The organism is Nakamurella endophytica, assembly GCF_014646215.1.
Lineage (GTDB): Bacteria > Actinomycetota > Actinomycetes > Mycobacteriales > Nakamurellaceae > Nakamurella > Nakamurella endophytica.
The window spans coordinates 69,690-91,311 of the sequence record NZ_BMNA01000002.1 but is presented as its reverse complement, the minus strand read 5'-3'; the positions used below and the strand labels follow the sequence as shown (position 1 = coordinate 91,311).

Annotated in this window: 14 protein-coding genes, 1 tRNA gene and 1 pseudogene; 2 read left to right on the top strand and 14 right to left on the bottom strand. The window is 73.8% G+C overall.

Annotation, left to right across the window (positions count from 1 at the left end; genetic code table 11):
- Positions 1–121: 121 nt before the first annotated feature.
- Both IEY37_RS04060 and IEY37_RS04055 read right to left on the bottom strand, forming a co-directional pair.
- Positions 122–1,441, bottom strand: coding sequence for a branched-chain amino acid ABC transporter substrate-binding protein (locus IEY37_RS04060; RefSeq protein ID WP_229673800.1), 1,320 nt, complete (start codon positions 1,439–1,441; stop codon positions 122–124).
- Positions 1,442–2,300: 859 nt separating this feature from the next.
- The gene (locus tag IEY37_RS04055) at positions 2,301–2,888 is read right to left on the bottom strand and encodes an ANTAR domain-containing response regulator (protein WP_188940270.1); all 588 of its coding nucleotides are present in this window, start codon (positions 2,886–2,888) and stop codon (positions 2,301–2,303) included.
- Between the two features lie 198 nt (positions 2,889–3,086).
- Here IEY37_RS04055 and IEY37_RS04050 point away from each other — a divergent pair.
- Positions 3,087–3,163: transfer RNA gene (locus tag IEY37_RS04050), tRNA-Leu, on the top strand.
- Positions 3,164–3,228: 65 nt separating this feature from the next.
- On the opposite strand, the gene IEY37_RS04045 is transcribed toward IEY37_RS04050, so the two are convergent.
- The 10 genes from IEY37_RS04045 to IEY37_RS04000 all read right to left on the bottom strand — a co-directional run bounded on the left by IEY37_RS04045 (position 3,229) and on the right by IEY37_RS04000 (position 19,276).
- The gene (locus tag IEY37_RS04045) at positions 3,229–4,131 is read right to left on the bottom strand and encodes an acyl-CoA thioesterase (RefSeq protein WP_188940269.1); all 903 of its coding nucleotides are present in this window, start codon (positions 4,129–4,131) and stop codon (positions 3,229–3,231) included.
- A gap of 40 nt (positions 4,132–4,171) precedes the next feature.
- Positions 4,172–5,590 carry a pyruvate kinase gene (gene pyk, locus IEY37_RS04040; protein ID WP_188940268.1) on the bottom strand — a complete coding sequence of 473 codons (1,419 nt, stop codon included), beginning with the start codon at positions 5,588–5,590 and terminating at the stop codon, positions 4,172–4,174.
- A 110-nt stretch (positions 5,591–5,700) separates the two neighbouring features.
- Positions 5,701–7,185 carry a glutamate synthase subunit beta gene (locus IEY37_RS04035; RefSeq protein ID WP_188940267.1) on the bottom strand — a complete coding sequence of 495 codons (1,485 nt, stop codon included), beginning with the start codon at positions 7,183–7,185 and terminating at the stop codon, positions 5,701–5,703.
- Positions 7,178–11,806: a glutamate synthase large subunit gene (gene gltB / locus IEY37_RS04030; protein WP_188940266.1), complete on the bottom strand. Its 4,629-nt coding sequence runs from the start codon at positions 11,804–11,806 to the stop codon at positions 7,178–7,180. The genes IEY37_RS04035 and gltB overlap by 8 nt, the downstream gene beginning before the upstream one ends.
- Positions 11,807–12,297: 491 nt before the next feature.
- The gene (lgt, locus tag IEY37_RS04025; RefSeq protein ID WP_188940265.1) at positions 12,298–13,521 is read right to left on the bottom strand and encodes a prolipoprotein diacylglyceryl transferase; all 1,224 of its coding nucleotides are present in this window, start codon (positions 13,519–13,521) and stop codon (positions 12,298–12,300) included.
- Positions 13,518–14,399, bottom strand: a complete 882-nt coding sequence (gene trpA / locus IEY37_RS04020; protein WP_188940264.1) for a tryptophan synthase subunit alpha — start codon at positions 14,397–14,399, stop codon at positions 13,518–13,520. Before trpA ends, lgt begins: the two co-directional genes overlap by 4 nt.
- Complete coding sequence (trpB, locus tag IEY37_RS04015; protein ID WP_229674049.1) at positions 14,396–15,688, bottom strand: tryptophan synthase subunit beta; 1,293 nt, start codon at positions 15,686–15,688, stop codon at positions 14,396–14,398. Before trpB ends, trpA begins: the two co-directional genes overlap by 4 nt.
- A gap of 166 nt (positions 15,689–15,854) precedes the next feature.
- Positions 15,855–16,664, bottom strand: a complete 810-nt coding sequence (gene trpC / locus IEY37_RS04010; protein ID WP_229673798.1) for an indole-3-glycerol phosphate synthase TrpC — start codon at positions 16,662–16,664, stop codon at positions 15,855–15,857.
- A 91-nt stretch (positions 16,665–16,755) separates the two neighbouring features.
- Entirely contained in the window at positions 16,756–17,622 is an 867-nt protein-coding gene (locus IEY37_RS04005) for a Trp biosynthesis-associated membrane protein (protein ID WP_188940261.1), read from the bottom strand.
- Positions 17,615–19,276, bottom strand: a complete 1,662-nt coding sequence (locus IEY37_RS04000) for an anthranilate synthase component I (protein WP_373298250.1) — start codon at positions 19,274–19,276, stop codon at positions 17,615–17,617. The genes IEY37_RS04005 and IEY37_RS04000 overlap by 8 nt, the downstream gene beginning before the upstream one ends.
- Positions 19,277–19,323: 47 nt before the next feature.
- On the opposite strand from IEY37_RS04000, the gene IEY37_RS03995 reads away from it, so the two are divergent.
- Positions 19,324–20,139: a GNAT family N-acetyltransferase gene (locus IEY37_RS03995; RefSeq protein ID WP_229673796.1), complete on the top strand. Its 816-nt coding sequence runs from the start codon at positions 19,324–19,326 to the stop codon at positions 20,137–20,139.
- Between the two features lie 24 nt (positions 20,140–20,163).
- On the opposite strand, the pseudogene IEY37_RS22945 reads toward IEY37_RS03995, so the two are convergent.
- Both IEY37_RS22945 and IEY37_RS03990 read right to left on the bottom strand, forming a co-directional pair.
- Positions 20,164–20,484, bottom strand: a pseudogene (locus tag IEY37_RS22945) (hypothetical protein); the annotation flags it as partial.
- Complete coding sequence (locus IEY37_RS03990; RefSeq protein WP_188940259.1) at positions 20,408–21,565, bottom strand: hypothetical protein; 1,158 nt, start codon at positions 21,563–21,565, stop codon at positions 20,408–20,410. The pseudogene IEY37_RS22945 and the gene IEY37_RS03990, both read right to left, overlap by 77 nt.
- Positions 21,566–21,622 lie beyond the last annotated feature (57 nt).

Here is a 21,622-nt window from a genome sequence, read left to right as displayed (position 1 = left end):
GCGCGCCCGGCGCAAGGCCGGCTGACAGGGGGAGGACCCGCGGCACGGTACTGGCCGCGGGTCCGGTGACCGGGGAACGCGTCGGGCCCGGCGAGGTACTCGCCGGGCCCGACGCGTGCGGTCAGCTGACGGCCTGGGCCTTGAGGAAGGTCTCCTTGCCGCCGGTGACGAGCTCCACCGTGACGTCCTTGGCCGTGGTGTCGCCCGACTTCGGGTCGATCTTGATCTCCTTGCCGGTCACCGACTCGGACTGCGGGATGTCGATGCCCTCGCCGGAGAACACCGCGTCGGTGACGCCCTTGCGGGTGCCGTCCGACTTGGCGATGGCCGCCAGGATCACCTGGACGCCGGCCACGCCGTAGAGCGGGTAGCTGCCCGTCGGCGCCTGGCCGTACTTCTTGGTGTAGGCGTCGATCAGCTTGGCCGGCACGCCGCCGGCCTTGACCAGCTGCTCGGTGGTCAGACCCGCGAAGGTCAGGTACAGACCCTCCGACTGCGGCAGCTTGAGCAGGTCCTCGTACCCGGTGAAACCGTCGGGGCCGAGCATCTTGACCGTCTTGTTGTCACCCAGGACGGCGACCTTGTCCTTGATCAGCTGGCCGCCGTTGTTGTCGTAGATCCCGCCCAGGTAGACGCAGTCCGCGCCGGTCGCCTTGATCGACTGGAACAGCGCCGTGTAGTTCGGCTGCTTGGCGTCCCACGACTGCTGCCCGGCGATCTGGATGCCCTGCTTCTGCGCCGCGTCCGCGAAGGACTTCGCGACACCCAGGCCGTACGTCTGGTTGTCGTTGAGCACGAAGCACTTCTTGACCTTGAGGTCCGACGCGGCGAACGCCGCAGCGGCGTTGCCCTGGTAGTCGTCCGTGGTCACCACGCGGGCGTAGTTGCGCTTGCCCGTCGGGTAGTACTTCTGCGGCTCGCCGGTGTCCCAGGTCTTGGTCAGGCCGGGGTTGGTGTTGGCGTGCGAGACCATCAGCATCGGGCCGGTGGTGTCGCGGTTGAGCACCGGCACCTCGATCTTGGCGCAGCCCGAGTTGAAGGTGCCCATCACGGCCACCTCGTCCTTGTTGGCGACGTGGTCGGTGGCGTTCTTGGCGCACGCGGCGTCGTCCCAGGCGCCCTTGGCGGCGGTCGAGTCGTCGTAGGCCTTGAACTGGATCGAGTAGTTGCCGGCCTTGTTGCCGACCTGCTCCAGGTACAGCTGGATCAGCTTGTTCGTGGAGTCGGACTGCGAGGCGCTGGACCCCTGCAGCGGCAGGTCGGTGGAGATGATCACGGTCTTGCCGGCCCCGCCGCCGCCACCACCGCCACCACTGGTGGCGCCGCCGCCGGCGGACGAGGACGAGCTGCTGCTGCTGCTGCTCGACGAGGTACCGCTCCCGGAGTTGCCGCTGGCACAGCCGGTCAGCGTCAGGGCCGCCGCCGCACCGACGGCCACCACGCGGGTGATCGGACGAATTCGCAATGCTCCTCCTAGTCAGGTGCCGGCGGACGCGGGACGCGGCCACCGGGTGGTGCTGGGCACGTCGGACGCACCGTGGCAACGGCATTCCGTCCGGACCGCCGCCCGTTGGTCGCTCCCCGGCTCCTCTGGCCGGCCGCACCGCGGTCGCGGGGCGGGGACACCGGGAGCCACCGGCGTGATCGTCGGCGGAAGCTTGACCCACGGTTGTTTCGAGGGGGTTACCCGCCGGTATGTCCGGTGGGACGTGCCTGTCCTGCCGTTCGTGTCATCGGGGTCACAGACCCTGCTCGGGTGATCCGACAAAGTTACGCAGACAGGGAGGCTAACGCCACGGATCCGGCAGCAGGAGGGACCGACCGCCCGAGGTCGGCAATCGTGACCAAGTTGAGTCCGTGCGCCCGTTCGGCCCATCGGCCGAGCCGCACCCGTGACAGACGGTCACGGTTCGCCGGGACTTCCGGCCCGGGACACCGCCGGCCGGGGCCTCGCGGTCCGTGCGCCGGACCGGGGAACCACGGTGCGACGAGCGGGGCGGGCCGCCGGCTGCATCGGCCAGGTCGACGGGATCGGCGCGGCGGTGCCCGGCGGCGGGCGTGCCGGCTCGATCGACGGCGACGACGCCGGTGCGGCGACGCAGCACCGGGCGCGTCGCCGGCCGGATCAGCCGCCGGTGGCGACCACGGCGACCGGGTGTCGCCCGTACCGCTCCCGACCGCGCGACCGGGACGGTCACCCGCGGCCGGTCGGTACCGGACCTCACCGGCGCCGATCACCGCACGGCGGTGGCCGGCCACCGGTCAGCGCCTGACCGTCACCCGACCGCCACCGAGAGGGATCAGGAGGACTTGGCTCCGAGACCGTCGAGCACGGCCTGGGCGACGACCTGCATCGAGGTCCGCCGGTCCATGGCGGTGCGCTGGATCCAGCGGAACGCCTCGGGCTCGGTCATCTTCTGTGCCGTCATCAGCAGGCCCTTGGCCCGGTCGATGAGCTTGCGGGTCTCCAGCCGCTGCGTGATGTCGGCGACCTCTTCGCGCAACGCCACCATCTCGGTGTAGCGGGCCACCGCCAGCTCGATCGCCGGCAGGAGGTCCGCCTGGTTGAACGGCTTGACCAGGTACGCCATCGCGCCGGCGTCCCGGGCCCGCTCGATCAGGTCGCGCTGGGAGAACGCGGTCAGCATGACGACCGGGGCGATCTGGTCGGTGACGATCTCCGCGGCTGCGTCGATGCCGTCCTTGTTCGGCATCTTGACGTCCATGATGACGACGTCCGGCTTCAGCTCGCCGGCCATCGTGACCGCCTCGGCCCCGTCGGCGGCCTGGCCGACCACCTCGAAACCTTCCTCGGTCAGCATCTCGGCGAGATCGAGCCTGATCAGGGCCTCGTCCTCGGCGATGAGGACACGGCGCGGTGCCGTCATCGGTCACCCTCCCGGTCGGAATGCGCGGGCCGTCGGTCGGCCCCGCGTAGCCCGAGCAGCGTATCCAGCGCAGGTTTCCCCTGCGTGACGACGACCGTCCCGGGGGCCGTGATGCAGTGCGGCTCACAGTGCCGGGCTGCGGCCCGGTCCCGTCTAGGATCGTGCTGCGGACGCCGGGCACCGGCACGGGTCCGCTCGGCCCCCGTATCCCAATCGGCAGAGGAAGCGGTCTCAAAATCCGTCCAGTGTCAGTTCGAGTCTGACCGGGGGCACCACAGCAGCACGCCGGGCACCGCCCCGACCGCGATCCGTACACACCGCACGACCCGCGACGGCGGCCTCAGCGGACCCGGATCAACCCCTCCTGCACCACCGTGGCGAGCAGCGCGCCGGACCGGGCGAAGAACCGGCCGGTGGCCAGGCCGCGCCCGCCCGACGCGCTCGGCGAGTCGGTGTCGTAGAGCACCCAGTCGTCGAGCCGGATGGGTCGGTGGAACCACATGGCGTGGTCCAGCGAGGCCAGCTGCGTGACGTCCTCGCCCACGGCCACGCCATGGCTGGCCAGCACCGAGTCCAGCAGCGTCAGGTCGGACAGGTAGGCCAGCACGCAGACGTGCAGCAGGTCGTCGTCGGGCAGCGCGCCGTCCGGCCGGAACCAGACCCGGACCCGGACACCGGGGCGCGGCTGCGCGCGGCCGGTCCAGTGCGGCGCCTCCACGTAGCGGATGTCGAACGGGCGCGGCACCCGGGCGAAGAACGGCGGCTTGGGGTCGGCCGCGGCCAGCCGCTCGGACATGGTCGGCAGGGTCTCCGGCTCCGGCACCGCCGGCAGGTCGACGGCATGGTCGACACCCGGCTCGTCGACCTGGAACGAGCTGGACATGGTGAAGATCGGCTTGCCGTGCTGGATCGCCACCACCCGGCGGGTCGTGAAGCTGCGGCCGTCCCGGGTCCGGTCGACCTGGTAGACGATCGGCACCGACGGATCGCCCGGCCGGATGAAGTACGCGTGCAGCGAGTGCACCCGGCGGTCCGGCGGGACGGTGCGACCGGTGGCCACCAGCGCCTGGGCGGCCACCTGCCCGCCGAAGACGCGGACCGGCGACATCGGCGGGGAGACGCCGCGGAACAGGTCCTCCTCCAGGCGCTCCAGGTCCAGCAGCCGGACCAGCGCGTCCAGCACCGGCTGGCCGCGCGGGACCCCGTCGTCGTCCAGCAGCGGGCCTCCGTCGGCGGCGGTCACGGCAGCCCTGTCCTCCCGGGTCGAGGTGTCCGTCCGGAGGTCAGTCGTCGGCGCCGAGCCGGTGCACCCGGATCAGGTTCGTCGATCCCGAGGTGTTCGGCGGGGAGCCGGCCACGATGACCACCGTGTCCCCGGCGTGGTATCCGGGGACCTCGAGCATGGCACTGTCCACCAGCGCGACCATCGCGTCGGTCGAATCGACCGACGCCACCTCGAAGGTCTTCGTCCCCCAGGTCAGCGACAGCTGGTTCCGCGTCGACTCGAGCGGCGTGAAGGCCAGCAGCGGCAGGTGGGTGTGCAGCCGGGCCAGCCGCCGCACCGTGTCCCCGGTCTGCGTGAAGGCCACCAGCGCCTTGGCCTCCAGCCGCTCGCCGATGTCGCGGGCCGCGTAGGACAGCACGCCACGCTTGGTCCGCGGCACGTGGCTCAGCGGCGGCACCACGGTGGTCTCCTGCTCGACGGCCTCGATGATCCGGGCCATCGTCGCGACGGTGACGAACGGGTACTTGCCGACCGAGGTCTCGCCGGACAGCATCACCGCGTCCGCGCCGTCCAGGACGGCGTTGGCGACGTCCGAGGCCTCCGCCCGGGTGGGCCGGGAGTGCTCGATCATCGAGTCGAGCATCTGGGTGGCGACGATGACCGGCTTGGCGTTCTCCCGGGCGATCTGCACCGTGCGCTTCTGCACCAGCGGGACCTGCTCCAGCGGCAGCTCGACGCCCAGGTCGCCGCGGGCCACCATCACCCCGTCGAACGCCAGCACGATCGCCTCGAGATTGGCCACCGCCTCGGGCTTCTCGAGCTTGGCGATGACCGGGACGCGCGCGGCACCGACCTCGTCCATGACCTGGTGGACCAGGTCGACGTCGGACGGGGACCGGACGAAGGACAGCGCGACGAAGTCCACGCCCAGGGACAGCGCGAACTTGAGGTCCGCGATGTCCTTGTCGGACATGGCGGGCACCGACACGTTCATGCCGGGCAGCGAGATGCCCTTGTTGTTGGACACCGGGCCGCCCTCGGTGACGGTGCAGTGCACGTCGTCGCCCTCGACGGCGGTGACGACCAGGCCGACCTTGCCGTCGTCGATGAGCAGCCGGTCACCGGGACGGGCGTCGTTGGCCAGACCCTTGTAGGTGGTGGAGACCCGCTCCCGGGTCCCGACGACGTCCTCGACCGTGATGGTCACGCTGTCGCCGGTGTCCCAGTGGTGCGGGCCGTCGGAGAACCGGCCGAGCCGGATCTTGGGGCCCTGCAGGTCGGCGAGGATGCCGACGGTCCGGCCCAGCCGGGCTGCGGCGGCGCGCACGTAGCCGTGCACCTGCTGGTGGTCGGCGTAGTCGCCGTGGCTGAAGTTCATCCGGGCCACGTTCATGCCCGCCTCGATGAGCGAGGTGATCGCCGCCTCGGAAGACGTTGCGGGGCCCAGGGTGCAGACGATCTTCGCGCGGCGTTCCATGCCGACCACCCTACCGGCGCATCTGAACCGATTCTGAAGCCGGGGTCACACCACCGCCGGCGCACCCTCACCGGGCGGGCGCCGGCCGGGCGCCGGAGGGTGTGCCGGCGTCAGCGCAGGGCGACCGCGGACGGCTCCACGGGGTCCGGCAGCGCGGTGGCGCCGGAGAGGTACGCGTCGACCCCGGCGGCCGCGGACCGGCCCTCGGCGATGGCCCAGACGATCAGCGACTGGCCGCGCCCGGCATCCCCGGCGACGAAGACGCCGGGCATGTTCGTCATGTAGTCGTCGTCCCGGGCCACCGTCCCGCGGCCGGTGACGTCCACCCCGAGCTCGTCGAGCAGGCCGGCGCGCTCCGGGCCGACGAAGCCGAGCGCCAGCAGCACCAGATCCGCCTCCAGGTGCCGCTCCGTGCCCGGGGTGGGCACGAAACCGCCCGGCACCCGCCGCCCCTCGACCAGGTCGATGCCGGTCACGTGGCCGGTGGGGCCGCCGTCCGGGCCGGTCCCGCTGCCCTTGAACGAGGTCGAGTTGACCCCGAACACCCGCTGGCCGCCCTCCTCGTGCGCCGCCGAGGTGCGCAGCAGCAAGGGGTACGTCGGCCACGGCGTGCTCGCGTCCCGGGTGGGCGGCGGCTGCAGGTGGATGTCGAGCTGGGTCACCGACGCGGCGCCCTGGCGCAGCGCGGTGCCGTAGCAGTCGGCGCCGGTGTCGCCGCCGCCGATGATCACCACGTGCTTGCCGCCGGCGTCGATCGGGAAGTTCGGGCGGGCACCCGGTGCGGCGTCCTCGAGGGCGCGGTTGGCGCCGACCAGGTACTCCATGGCCAGGTGGACGCCCGCCAGCGTGCGGCCGGCGACACGCAGCTCGCGGCCGACGGTGGCGCCGGTGGCCAGCACGATCGCGTCGAACCGGCGGCGCAGGTCGGCCACCGAGACGTCCGCGCCGACCGTGCAGTGGGTCAGGAACCGCACGCCCTCGGCGCGCATCTGGTCCAGCCGGCGGTCCAGGACGGAGCGGTCCATCTTGAACTCCGGGATCCCGTAGCGCATCAGCCCGCCGATCCGGCCGTCGCGCTCGAAGACGGTCACCTCGTGACCGGCGCGGGCCAGCTGCTGGGCGGCGGCCAGCCCAGCCGGGCCGGAGCCGACCACCGCTACCTTGCGCCCGGTGGCCACGGCGGCCGGGCGCGGCGTCAGGCCGCCGTTCTCCACCGCCCAGTCGCCGATCTCCTGCTCGACCAGCTTGATCGACACCGGGTCGTCGGCGATGCCCAGCACGCAGGCGCCCTCGCACGGCGCCGGGCAGAGCCGGCCGGTGAACTCGGGGAAGTTGTTGGTGGCGTGCAGCCGTTCCGAGGCCTCGTCCCAGCGCCCCAGCCGGACCAGCTCGTTCCACTCCGGGATCAGGTTCCCCAGCGGGCAACCCTGGTGGCAGAACGGGATGCCGCAGTCCATGCACCGCGCGGCCTGGACGCTGGTGTCCTCGCGGCTGAACGGCTCGTAGACCTCGTTCCAGTCCCGCAGCCGCAGGGGGATCGGGCGCCGCGCCGGCCCCTGGCGCTCGTACTTGAGAAAGCCGGTGGGATCAGCCACGCGATGCCTCCATGATCAGTCGGTCGGCGTCGGTGCCGCTGCGCTCGGCCTCGGCCCGCAGGTCCAGGACCCGCCGGTAGTCGCGGGGCATGACGCGGCGGAACCGCTGCGCGGACGCCGGCCAGTCGGCCAGCAGCGCCGCGGCGACGGTGGACCCGGTCCACCGCTGGTGGTCGGCGATCACCTGGCCGAGCCAGAGCACCTCGTCCTCCAGGGTCACCGGCTCGACGTCCACCAGCTCGGTGTTGATCCGGGCCGGGTCGGGATCCAGGAAGTAGGCGATGCCGCCGCTCATGCCGGCGGCCGCGTTGCGGCCGGTGCGGCCGAGCACCACCACCCGGCCCCCGGTCATGTACTCGCAGGCGTGGTCGCCGGCGCCCTCGGCGACGAACAGCGCGCCGGAGTTGCGGACGGCGAACCGCTCCCCCACCCGGCCGCGCAGGTACACCTCGCCCGACGTGGCGCCGTAGCCGATGGTGTTGCCGGCGATGACCTGCACCTTGGCTCCCGGCGCCTGGGCGGGCGAGTTCTCCGCGGGACGCACCACGACCCGGCCGCCGGACAGCCCCTTGGCGACGTAGTCGTTGGCGTCACCGGTCAGCGTCAGGGTGATCCCGGCCGGCAGGAACGCGCCGAGCGACTGCCCGGCGGTGCCGGTCAACGCCACGCGAATGGTGCCGTCCGGCAGCCCGTCCGGGCCGAACCGCCGGGTGACCTCGGAGCCGAGCATCGTCCCGGTCGTCCGGTCGACGTTGCGGATCTCGCTGCGCAGCGCCACCGGGGTGCCGTCCTGCAGCGCCTCGTGCGCCTGCTCGACGAACCGGGCGTCCAGCGAGCGGGACAGGTCGTGCCGCGGCAGGCCGGTGCACGAGTGGCCGGACGGGGTGTCGGCGACCGCGAGCAGCGGCGCCAGGTCCAGGCCGCGGGCCCGGTGGTGGTCGACGGCCGGCGCCACGTCCAGCAGCTCGGCGTGGCCCACGGCCTCCTGCACCGTGGCGAAGCCCAGCGCGGCCAGGTACTCGCGCACCTGCTCGGCCAGGAACAGGAAGAACGTCTCGACGAACTCCGGGGTGCCGGTGTAGCGCTCGCGCAGCACCGGGTTCTGGGTGGCGATGCCGACCGGGCAGGTGTCCAGGTGGCAGACCCGCATCATGATGCAGCCGGCGACGACCAGCGGCGCGGTGGCGAACCCGTACTCCTCGGCCCCCAGCAGCGCGGCGATGACGACGTCGCGACCGGTCTTCATGCCGCCGTCGGCCTGCAGCCGGACCTGCTCGCGCAGCCCGTTCAGCCGCAGCGTCTGCTGCGCCTCGGCCAGGCCGAGCTCCCAGGGCTGCCCGGTGTGCTTCAGCGAGGTCAGCGCGGCGGCGCCGGTGCCGCCGTCGTGCCCGGCGATCACCACCCGGTCCGAGTGCGCCTTGGCGACGCCGGCCGCGACCGTGCCGACGCCCGGCTCGGCCACCAGCTTGACCGACACCTCGGCCCGCGGGTTGGCGTTGCGCAGGTCGTGGATGAGCTGCTTGAGGTCCTCGATCGAGTAGATGTCGTGGTGCGGCGGGGGCGAGATCAACCCGACCCCGGTGGTGGCGTGCCGGGTCGCGGCGATCCACGGGTACACCTTGTTCCCGGGCAGCTGGCCGCCCTCGCCGGGCTTGGCGCCCTGCGCCATCTTGATCTGGATCTCGGCCGCGTTGACCAGGTACGCGCTGGTGACGCCGAACCGGCCGGACGCCACCTGCTTGATGGCCGACCGGCGGACCGGGTCGAGCAGCCGGTCGACGTCCTCGCCGCCCTCGCCGGTGTTGGAGCGGCCGCCCAGCCGGTTCATCGCCACCGCCAGCGTCTCGTGCGCCTCCCGCGAGATGGACCCGTAGGACATGGCGCCGGTGACGAAGCGCTTGACGATCTCCGACGCCGGCTCGACGTCCTCGAGCGGGATCGGTGTCCGGACGTCGGTGCGCAATCCGAACAGGCCGCGCAGGGTTCCGCCGCGGCGGGACAGCTCGTCGACGGTGTCGGTGTACCGGCGGAACACCGACTCCTGCTTGGTGCGCGACGAGTGCTGCAGCAGGTAGACGGTCTCCGGGTTGAACAGGTGGATCTCGCCCTCCCGCCGCCACTGGTACTGGCCGCCGATCTCCAGTCCGCGGTGCTCCCGGACCGCGGTGTTGCCTGCGAAGGCCAGCCGGTGCCGGGACGCCACGTCCTCGGCGAGCACGGCCAGGTCGCTGCCGCCGGTGCGGGACGTGGTGCCCGAGAAGTACTCGGCGAGCAGCTCGTCGTCCAGCCCGAATGCCGCGAACACCTGCGCGCCGCGGTAGGAGCCGACCGTCGAGATGCCCATCTTGCTCATCACCTTGAGCACGCCCTTGCCGAGCGCGGTGACGACGTTGCGGACCGCCTGGTCGGCGGGGACGGCATCGAGCACGCCGGACCGGGCCAGGTCCTCCGCGGAGTCCAGGACCAGGTAGGGGTTCACCGCGCCGGCGCCGTAGCCCAGCAGCAGCGCCACGTGGTGCACCTCGCGGGCGTCGCCGGCCTCGACCACCAGGGCGACCTTGGTCCGGGACTTGACCCGCACCAGGTGCTGGTGCACGGCGGAGGTCAGCAGCAGCGACGGGATCGGGGCGCGCCGGGCGTCGGAGTCGCGGTCGGACAGCACCAGGATCCGGGCGCCGGCGGCGATCGCCTCGTCGGCCTCGCGCCGACATCGCTCCAGCGCAGCGGCCAGGGCCGCGCCGCCGCCGTCCACGTCGTACAGCCCGGAGATGGTCGCCGAGGCGTAGCCGCGCAGGTCGCCGTCGGCGTTGACGCCGGCCAGCCGGGCCAGGTCGTCGTTGTCCAGGATCGGGTAGGGCAGCTTGATCAGCCGGCAGGACGACGGTCCGGGCTCGAGCAGGTTGCGCTCCGGACCGATCACGCTGGCCATGCTGGTCACCACCTGCTCGCGGATGGCGTCCAGCGGCGGGTTGGTGACCTGGGCGAACAGCTGGGTGAAGTAGTCGAACAGCAACCGGGGCCGGGTGGAGAGCACGGCTTCGGGGGTGTCCGATCCCATCGAGCCGGTGCCCTCGGCACCGGTCCTGGCCATCGGGGTGACCAGCACCCGCAGCTCCTCGACGGTGTAGCCGAAGACCTGCTGGCGGCGCAGCACCGAGCCGTGCGACGAGGTGTTGTGCGGGCGGGACGGCAGCTCGTCCAGGTGGATCAGCCCCGCGTGCACCCACTCGGCGTAGGGGTGCTCGGCGGCCAGCGACCGCTTGACCTCGAGGTCGTCCAGGATCCGGCCGGCGGCCGTGTCCACCAGGAACATCCGGCCCGGCTGCAGCCGGCCCCGCTCGACCACCTTCTCCGGCGGGATCGGCAGCACGCCGGACTCGCTGGCCAGCACCACGGTGTCGTCCGAGGTCAGCCACCAGCGGCCGGGCCGCAGCCCGTTGCGGTCCAGGACCGCGCCGAGCAGCCGCCCGTCGGTGAACGTGACGCAGGCCGGGCCGTCCCACGGCTCCATGAGGCAGGCGTGGAACTCGGCGAACGCGCGGATGGACGGGTCCATCGTCGCGGCGCCGTTCTCCCACGCCTCGGGGATCATCATCAGCACGGCGTGCGGCAGCGACCGGCCGCCCAGGTGCAGCAGCTCGAGCACCTCGTCGAACGAGGCCGAGTCACTGGCGTCCGGCGAGCAGATCGGGAAGGCCCGCGCCAGGTCGCCGGGGATCAGGTCGGAGGCCAGCAGCGCCTCCCGGGCCCGCATCCGGTTGCGGTTGCCGCGGACGGTGTTGATCTCGCCGTTGTGCGCGATGAACCGGAACGGGTGCGCGAGCGGCCAGGCGGGGAAGGTGTTCGTCGAGAACCGGGAGTGCACGACGACGATCGCGCTCTCCATCCGCTGGTCCCGCAGGTCGGTGAAGAACTCGGGGAGCTGGACGGTGGTCAGCATGCCCTTGTAGACCGTGGTCCGGCTGGACAGCGAGGCGAAGTAGACGCCGCACCCGGCCGTGGCGGTGTCGCGCTCGATGCGCTTGCGCGCCGGGTACACCAGGCGGTCCAGGAGCAGGCCGTGCGGCCGTCGGCCGTCCGCGCCGGCGGGCGCGGCGACGAACAGGTGCTCGAACACCGGCATGACGTCCAGTGCCATCCGGCCGACCCCGGACCGCTCCGGCTCGGTGGGCACCGACCGCCAGCCGAGCAGCTCCAGGCCCTCGTCGGCGAGCACCTGCGCGACGATCTGCTTGGCCGCGCGGCGCTGCGCCACGTCGACGGGCAGGAAACCGAGGCCGACGGCGAACGCGCAGCCGTCCGCCGGCTCCGTGCCGGCACTGTCCGCCCTGTCGGCGCCGGCGGCACTGTGCGGCTCGTCGACGGTCGGCAGCTCGAAGTCCACGACGGCGCGCAGGAAGCCCTCCGGGACCTGCAGCAGGATGCCGGCGCCGTCACCGACGGCGGGATCCGCGCCGGCCGCGCCGCGGTGGTCCAGGTTGATCAGTGCCGTGATGCCGTCGGCGACGACCTTGTTGCTCCGCCGCCCACGGATGTCGGCCACCGCGGCGACGCCGCAGGCGTCGTGCTCGGCGGCGGGGTCGTACAGGCCCTGGGGACCGGGCGCAGCGGAGAACAGCACGGCAGACCTCCCGTCGTGGACAGGGCGGGCGGGTGCCTGCGGTGTCCGGTCTGGTACCCGATCCGGTGACCCGGGGGCGGGCGGTGGTACGCACACCGCACGATGTGCGGGGCTGGGGGCGGGAGGCGACGGCGCGCGCCCGCGGGACAGGCCGCTGTCCCCGGTGGTGTGGTGTGCACGGGCGGGCTGGCGGCCGGGACGGAACGGTCGGCGCGCGGCGCTGCAGGATGTCTGCCGGACCCGCGACCCCGTCCTCCGGGTCACCGGGACGGCGATGGCCCAGTTACCGGCAGATTACAGGACAGTGGCGCGCTCGCCCTACCTCCGCTTCACACAGCGGCTGCCCGCAACGGACCTGTGACCTGCGGACGCCTGCTTCGTCGCGTCCGGTGACCCGCTCGTGACCGGCTGCGGCCGTGGTGGCACGGCACAACGCGGCACGTCGCGGCCCGACCCGTGCCCGACGGACGGCGACGCGGTCCGACCCCAGGTCAGTCGGTGTCGTCCCGGGCGACCGGCCGGCTGCCGGCCGACGGTGCGTCCGTCCGGTCGGCCGGCGTCGGGTCGACGGTGACCGTCCCGGTGGACAGGGCCTCCGGCCCGAGTGCCTCCCCCGCCGCTCCGGTCCGCGCGACGCCGTCCCCGGCGGCACCGAGCGACGACCGCACCACGGTGTCGTCCCGGGTGTCGTCCCGGGCGTCGTCGCTGCTCCCGCCGACCGCACCCGCCGCGCCGTCCGGACCCTCGCCGCCCGTACCGTTGCTGCCCTCCGTGCCGTCGGTGCCGGGGCGGGGGGCCGTCGGCGCGTCGACGACGGCGCGGGATCGCGGCCGGCCGCGGCGGGCGACGAGCACGACGACCGCGACGAGGAACAGCGCGATCGAGGTGAAGACGTTGATGCGCAGGCCCAGGAAGTGGTTGGCGGTGTCGATGCGGAGCATCTCGATCCATCCGCGGCCGGCGGTGTACCCGGCGACGTACAGCCAGAAGACCTGCCCGGCACCGAGCCGGAACCGGCGGTCCGCCCAGATCAGCAGCGCCGCCACGGCCAGGTCCCAGAGCAGCTCGTACAGGAACGTCGGCTGGTAGGTGCCGCAGAGGATCTCCGGCACCGCCTTGACGTACTGCGTCGGGAACTCCGGTGCGGACCCGGCCGGACCGCACAGCGCCTGGGTGCCCGGGACGCCGCCGGGGGTCCGGACGAACACCTCCAGGGCCCACGGCAGCGAGCTGGGGCTGCCGAACAACTCCTGGTTGAAGTAGTTGCCGAGCCGGCCGATCGCCTGGGCGGCGACGACGCCCGGGGCCACCGCGTCGGCGAAGGCGGCGAACGAGATCCCGTAGCGGCGGCAGCCCAGGTAGGCGCCGACCGCGCCGAGCGCGATGGCACCCCAGATGCCGAGCCCGCCGTCCCAGATGGCGAAGGCCCGCCACGGGTTGCGGCCGGGCCGGAAGTACAGCTCGTTGTCGGTGATGACGTGGTACAGCCGACCGCCGATCAGGCCGAACGGGACGGCGAACACGGCGATGTCGGTCACCACGCCGCGGCGGCCGCCGCGGGCGGTGAGTCGCCGGCCGCCCCACCAGACCGCCAGCACGATGCCGCAGATGATGAACAGCGCGTACGCGCGGACCGGCAGCGGCCCGACGTACCAGACACCCTGCGGCGGCGACGGGATGGCCGCCGGCAGCCGGGTGACGCCGGCCAGGCTCACGACCGGTCCCCCACTGCTGACCCGGCCGACGGGGCGGCCGCCGCCGCGGCGATGCGCACCCCGTCCGCCAGCTCGGCGGCCAGTCCGGCCAGCGCCGCGTCGGCCTCGGCCGCGTCCCCGGCGCCGGCCATCGAGGTGAAGGCGGAGCCGACGATCACTGCGTCCGCGAACCGGGCGATCTCCGCGGCCTGCGCGCCGGTGCGCACGCCGAGACCGACACCGATGGGCAGGTCGGTGAGCGCCCGGCAGCGGGTGACCAGCTCGGGTGCGGCCGAGGACACCTGGTCGCGGGCGCCGGTGACGCCCATCGTCGACGCCGCGTACAGGAACCCGCGGGTGTGCTGCGCGGTGCGCGCGATCCGTTCCGCCGACGACGCCGGGGCGACCAGAAAGATCGGGTCGATGCCGTGCCGGTCCGCCGCCGCCAGCCACTCGTCGGCCTCGTCGACGATCAGGTCCGGGGTGATCACGCCCAGGCCGCCGGCCGCCGCCAGGTCGCGGGCGAAGCGGTCCATGCCGTAGGACAGCACCGGGTTGATGTAGGTCATCACCACGGCCCGGCCGCCGCGCGCGGCGATGCCCTCGACCAACCCGAACAGGTCGGACAGCCGGAACCCGTTGCCGCGCGCGGTGTCGGACGCGGCCTGGATGACCGGCCCGTCGATCACCGGGTCCGAGTACGGCACCCCGACCTCGACCAGGTCGCAGCCGGAGTCCAGCAGCGCGGCGTACGCCCGCGCGGACCGCTCCGCGGTCGGGTAGCCGGCCGGCAGGTACCCGACGAGCGCCGCCCGCCCGGCACCGCGGGTGGCGGTGAACAGCTCGGCGAGCCGGTCCCCGGTGCCCCGGGCCGTCGCACCCGTGTCCGTCGCGGTCATCGGCCGTCGACGGCGACGCCGCCCTCTGTGCTGGTGCGGTCGGCGACCTGCGCCTCCGCCGTCGACGGGTCGCCCAGCCCGAACCACCGCATGGCCGTCTCCATGTCCTTGTCACCCCGGCCGGAGACGTTGACCAGCACCAGCCCGTCCGGTCCGAGCTCGCGGGCCAGGTCGACGGCGCCGGCGACGGCGTGTGCGGACTCGATGGCCGGGATGATGCCCTCGGTCCGGGCCAGCAGGGCCATGGCGTCCATGGCCTCGCGGTCGGTGACCGAGCGGAACTCGGCCCGGCCGACCTCGGCCAGGTGCGCGTGCTCCGGCCCGACCCCGGGGTAGTCGAGCCCCGCGGAGATCGAGTGCGACTCGCGGATCTGGCCGTCCTCGTCCTGGAGCAGGAACGACCGGGCGCCGTGCAGCACGCCGACGGTGCCGCCGGTGATCGTCGAGGCGTGCCGGCCGGTCTCGATCCCGTCGCCGCCGGCCTCCAGGCCCAGCAGCCGGACACCGGGGTCGTCCAGGAAGGCGTGGAAGATGCCGATGGCGTTGGACCCGCCGCCGACGCACGCGGCGACGGCGTCCGGGAGCCGCCCGGTGAGGGCCAGCGTCTGCGCCCGCGCCTCGAGCCCGATGATCCGCTGGAAGTCGCGGACGATCAGCGGGAACGGGTGCGGGCCGCCCACCGTGCCGAAGAGGTAGTAGGTGTGGTCGACGTTGGTGACCCAGTCCCGGAACGCCTCGTTGATGGCGTCCTTGAGGGTGGCCGAGCCGCTGTCCACGGCGACCACCTCGGCACCGAGGAGCCGCATCCGGGCGACGTTCAGCGCCTGCCGCTCGGTGTCGACCCGGCCCATGTAGATGGTGCAGTCCAGGCCGAGCAGCGCGGCGGCGGTCGCCGTCGCCACACCGTGCTGGCCGGCGCCCGTCTCGGCGATCACCCGGGTCTTGCCCATCCGGCGGGTGAGCAGCGCCTGTCCGAGCACATTGTTGATCTTGTGGCTGCCGGTGTGGTTCAGGTCCTCGCGCTTGAGCACGATCCGCGCGCCGCCGACCTGCGCGGTGAGCCGCTCCGCGTCGGTGAGCGGGCTGGGCCGCCCGGCGTAGGTCTCGGCGAGGCGGTCGAGCTCGGTCAGGAAGACCGGGTCGAGCCGCGCCTTGGCATAGGCGTCGGCCACCTCGTCGACGGCGACGACCAGCGCCTCCGGGAGCCACCGGCCGCCGAACGAGCCGTAGTACCCGCGCGCGTCGGGGTCGTGCGCCGTCCCGGTGACGGCGGCGGACGGCCGCGGCAGGCCGTCGGGCCGGGGACCGAGCCACGAGGGCGACCGCCCGCCGGCCCGGTCCGGGTCGGGCCCGACGGCCAGGGGTGCGACGACAGGGCTCACCACGGTGACCACTCCAGACATGTCTCGGGGGCGCGACAGCCCCGTGCCGGCCGGGACGCCGGCACCTCCGACGCTAGCGCGTCGGGCGGGGGCAGGACGGGTGTGCGCCGGCGGTCACCAGGTCCGCGACCGCAGCGCGCGGGTCGCCGCTGGTCACCAGCCCCTCGCCGACCAGCACCGCGTCGGCACCGGCGCCGGCGTAGGCCAGCAGGTCGGCCGTGCCGCGGACGCCGGACTCGGCGACCAGCACGACGTCGCTGGGCAGGCCGGGCGCGATCCGGGCGAAGACGCCGCGGTCCACCGAGAGCGTGGTCAGGTTCCGGGCGTTGATGCCGATGATCCGGGCGCCCGCCTCCAGGGCACGGTCGGCCTCGGCCTCGGTGTGCACCTCGACCAGCGCGGACATGCCCAGCGACTCGACGCGCTCGAGCAGCCCGTGCAGGACGTTCTGCTCCAACGCCGCGACGATCAGCAGCACCAGGTCGGCGCCGTGCGCCCTGGCCTCGTGCACCTGGTACGGCGAGACCACGAAGTCCTTGCGCAGCACGGGGATGTCGACCGCGGCGCGGACGGCGTCCAGGTCGGCCAGCGAGCCGCCGAACCGGCGCCCCTCGGTGAGGACGGAGATCACCCTGGCCCCGCCGGCGGCGTAGGCCCGGGCAAGCTTCGCCGGGTCGCCGATCGGCGCCAGCGCACCCTTGGACGGGCTGGCGCGCTTGACCTCGCCGATCACGCCGACCCCGGCCTCGCGCAGCACCGGCAGCACCGGGCGCGGCGGCGGAGCGGCCTGCGCGGCGGCGCGGACCTCGGCGAGCGGGACCTGCGCCTCACGGGCGGCGACGTCCTCGCGCACTCCTTCGAGGATTGCCGCCAGCACGCTCACCGAGTCGTCTCCTTCGAGCACCCGTCCGACTGGGGCGACGGGCGATCTGCTCTGCCCCCCACGCGCGAGTCGCGGCTCGGCGCGCAGGCAATCATGGTAACTGCCTCGCCGGGTCCGGGCGGACACCGTCCCGGGTGACCGGAGCCCTCGCCGCATCTCCACCCGGCCGGGTGCCGGGGTCCCCGTCCGGATGACGTTCCGCGATCTGCGGGCCGCCGGTGCCGCCCGGCTGCCCGGCCGGGTCGTCCGGTCCGCCCGCGGCGGCCGTCGGATCGACACCGGCGTCCAGGTCCTTCCACAGCCGCGCCGCGAGGTCCGCCTCGGTCGCCGCGGCATCGCCCCGGGCACCCGCCGATCGGGTCGGCGCCACGCCCGCACGGCCTCCGGCGACCCGGGCGGTGCTGGCGGCATCCTCCGGCGACTGCCCCGGGCCGGTCCGGCGGTCGTACCGGGCACCCAGTGTCCGGGTCCCGCGGCCGACCGCGGTGACCAGTCCCCCGGCGACGACCAGCACCGCGCCGAGCACCGACACCGCGGCGCCCCAGGGGTGCGCCCGGACGGGTCCCATCAGGTCGGGCGGAGCCGGCAGGCCGGCGTCCGCGGACAGGTACCGCGGCGGCGCGGAGACGGCCAGGACGGCCGCCACCCCGAGCCCGATGCCCACCAGCACGGTCACCGCGCCGACGGCGCGGCGCAGCACGCCCCTGGCCGCCGGGCCGGCGCCCAGCGCGGCCAGGGCCACCAGGGCGAGCGGCACGATCGCCGGAGCCGCCTGCAGACCCGTCCGGGTGAGCTGACCGGACCCGTCGGTGCCGTAGGACTGGGACAGCCACCGCGGCAGCGCGCCGGCCAGGGCCAGGGCAGCGCCCAGCACGAGCGCGGCCGGCGCGGCCCACGACGGCACCCGGCGGCGCACCCGGACCGTGCCGGCCGCCGGGGCGGTGGCCGGGTCAGCCACCGGTCACCGGGTGCAGCGTGCCCGCCGCGGCGACGGCGGCGAGCACGGCGGCCGCCTTGTTGCGGCACTCCGCGTCCTCGGACTCCGGCACCGAGTCGGCGACGATGCCGGCACCGGCCTGCACGTGCGCCGTCCCGCCGGCCAGCAGCGCGGTGCGGATGGCGATCGCGGTGTCGGCGTCGCCGGCGAAGTCCAGGTAGCCGACGATCCCGCCGTAGATGCCGCGGCGGGCCGGCTCCAGCTCGTCGATGATCTGCATGGCCCGCGGCTTGGGCGCCCCGGACAGCGTCCCGGCGGGGAAGCAGGCGGTCAGCGCGTCGATCGCGGTCCGGCCGGGGGCGAGCCGGCCGGTGACCGTCGAGACGATGTGCATGACGTGGCTGTACCGCTCGACGGTGAAGAAGTCGACGACCCGCACGGTCCCGGCCGCGCACACCCGGCCCAGGTCGTTGCGGCCGAGGTCGACGAGCATGACGTGCTCGCTGCGCTCCTTGAGGTCGGCCAGCAGGTCCTTGGCCAGCAGCGCGTCGTCCTCCTCGGTGGCGCCCCGCGGGCGCGTGCCGGCGATCGGGTGCATGGTCACCTGACCTTCGCGGACCGTGACCAGCGCCTCCGGCGACGATCCGACCACCGAGACCGGCCGGCCGTCCGGGGTCGGCAGCCGCAGCAGGTACATGTACGGGCTGGGGTTCGTCGTGCGCAGCACCCGATACACCTCGAGCGGGTCCGCCGCGGTGTCCATGTCGAAACGCTGGGACAGCACGATCTGGAAGGCGTCGCCCGCCCGGACGTGCTCCTTGGCGGTCTCGACGACCTCCCGGTACTCGGCCGAGCTGGTCCGCCGCCGCACCTGCGGTGCCGGCCGGTCGAACACGGCGGGCGGGATCGGCGCCGGCCGGGCCAGCCTGGCCGCCATGGCGTCCAGCCGGGCCACCGCGTCGTCGTAGGCGGCGTCCACCCGCTCGTCGGTGGCGTCCCAGTTCACCGCGTTGGCGATCAGGGTCACCGTGCCCTCGTGGTGGTCGAGCGCGGCCAGGTCGGTGGCCAGCAGCATCACCAGCTCCGGCACGTGCAGCTCGTCGACCGCCGGGTGCGCGCCGTCGATCCGCTCCAGCCGGCGCACCACGTCGTACCCCAGGTAGCCGACCATGCCGCCGGTGAGCGGCGGCAGGCCGGCGAGCGGCTCGGTGTGCAGCAACCGGACGGTCTCGGCGAGCGCGGCCAGCGCGTCACCGTCCGTGGGCAGGCCGGCCGGCGGGGTGCCGATCCAGTGCGCCCGGCCGTCCCGTTCGGACAGCGCCGCCGGGCTGCCGGCGCCCACGAAGGACCACCGGGACCAGGATCTGCCGTGCTCGGCCGACTCCAGCAGGAAGGTGCCGGGGCGGTCGCCGGCCAGCGTCGCGTAGAGCCCGACGGGGGTCAGCGTGTCGGCCAGCAGCCGCCGCGAGACCGGGACGACGCGGCGGTCCCGTGCCAGCTCCCGGAAGTCCTCGCGGTCGGGCACCGTGGCACCCAGCGGGGCGGGCGTGCCGACCGGCGCGACGACGGGGGCGCCGCCGGCCGGACCGGGGTTGCCGTCCGCACCGCCGGGTCGCCCGCGCCCGGGTCGGCGGCCGGCCGGTGGCGCGGAGGTCTCGGCGGTCATGCCGGTCATTCTGCCGCCCGCGCCGGGACGTGCCGGCGTCCCGTTACGGTCGGCGGGTGTCTCCCGCCGTCGACCCGACGCCCGTTCCCGTCACCGATCCGAACCCCGACCCGCACCGGGTGCCGGTCACCGAGCTGGAGCGGATCGCGGCGCTGGGTTGGCGCGGCACCACCGTCGAGCGGCTGGGTGGCTGGCTGCTGCGCGCCGGGTCCGGCTTCACCGGCCGCGCGAACTCCGTGCTGCCGCTCGGCGATCCCGGCCTCGCGCTGCCCGCGGCCATCGCGCACGCCGAGCGGTTCTACGCGCGGCACGGGCTGCCGGTGGCCGTGCAGCAGCCGGACGCCGGTCCGGGGACGGCCGCCGCCGACCTCGCCGCCGAGCTGGACCGGCGGGGCTGGTCGACGAGCGACCCGGTGCTCGTGCTGGTCGCCCCGCTCGCGCAGGTGCTGGACCGGTCCCCGGCAGCCGACGTGCTGCCGCCGGCCGCACTCGCCGCCCGCCCCGACGCGGCCTGGCTGTCCGGCTACCTCTACCGCGGTGCGCCGCTGCCACCCACGGCGGTCGACGTGCTGCTCGCGGCGGACCGCCCGGTGTTCGCCTCGCTCGTCCTCGACGGCAGCCTGGCCGGCGTCGCCAGGGCCGTCGTCGACGAGGGCTGGCTGGGCATCACCGCGCTCACCGTCGACCCGGGCCACCGGCGCCGGGGCCTGGGCTGCCACCTCGTCGGCGAGCTGGCCCGGTGGGGCGCCGCGCAGTCGGCCCGCTCGGTGTACCTGCAGGTGGACGGCGGCAACGCGGCGGCGCTGGCGCTGTACGACCGGTTGGGGTTCCGCCGGCACCACGAGTACCGCTATCGCCGGCCGCCGGGCTGAGCGCGCCGGCTTCGGCGTTCTCGCCTACCGAGCGGTCCGACAGGAGATACGGATCTCCGAGATGGCTGTGTTGTCGTATCCGGGTGCACCGGGCCTGCTGGCGGTGACGGTCAGGTAAAGGGTGTGCCCCGCGGCGAGCGATGCGGGGACAGTCTGCATCGCCCGGTCATCACGGAAGGTCTGGGTCACGTGCGCTCCGCCTGCGACGGACCACACCACGCTGCGGAGCCGGCGGTTCAAGGGGAACCAGTCCGTCCCGGTGGCATCGTCAATCTTGTCGTAGCCCGGCACCACGCCGAGCTGCGTCGTCGTGCACGGCCGCGCCAGCGTCACTTTCAGTCGGTGACGGCCGCCACCAGGCGCCTCCCAAGCCGTGCGGAGATCTCCGTCTGCGACGTTCCCCGCGCGGCTCGGCGGCCACCGAGGTCACCGGACGCCGGGGCTGCGCCGCCGTGGACGCCGAATGCGTGACCGGCACCCTCGTGGCTGTCCCAAGACTCGGCCGGCCGGTTGACCTCGCGGGCGCCGAAGCTTCCGATGCCGAAGCTGGAGCTGACGATCGATGGTTCGACACGACGACCGGCCCGAGAAGCACGACCGCCAATGGCAGCACTGCAAAGCCTAACAGTCCGCGGGACATCACGCCCGAGACGGGTATCGGCGCCGGCGGTGATCTCCACAGGGATCTCGCCGACGGACCCACGGTTCTCCGGTGCAACGACTCCAGGGTCCACAGCTCCCACGCCGCCAGCGCTAGCACGACGATGCCGCCGCCGAGTGCCAGCCAGCCGAGCCGCCGTTCCAGCGTTCCGCTGGCCGAGACGATGGATCCAGTGCTCTGACCGACGGTGATGGCACCCACCACCAACCCGACGACGGCCGGCATCTCGGGGTGCACGTCCGTTGCCATGAAGGAGTTGCGGACCCCGAAGTAGACCGCTGCAACAACGGCCGGCACCAGCGGAAGTGCGGTGAGGAGAAAGACGGCGAACAGGAACCCGGTCCGACCGGTGACATGGCCCGTGAACAGGTCCAGCCGCCAGGCCGCCGCGAGGAACAACAGGGCCGGGATCGCCACCACACCGACCGCGACGAGCGCTGGGCGCATGGACCGCCAGGCCAGCACTGCGCGGTGTCCGCGCGGTCCGGAGATGATCAGGACCAGGCCCGCCACGACGAAGGCGCAGAACGCGATCAGGGCCTTGACGGCGGGCGCGCCGGCCAGCGAGCGGACGACCGTGCCGTAGTGGGCATCGCCCTGGCCATTGATGAGGACCACGACCAAGGAAGCCACGCCCAACCAAGCACGAGCCGTCTGCAGTGTCGCGATCCTGCGGTCCCTCGGTGTGCGAGGGGTGAGAAGCGTACGGACCGCGCGAACAGGGCGCAGCACGATGACGTCCAGCAGGATGAGCAGGAACGCCATGCCGGCCCCCAGCGTCGGCGATGCACTGCTACCAGTTCACACGGCTTCGCGGCGGTT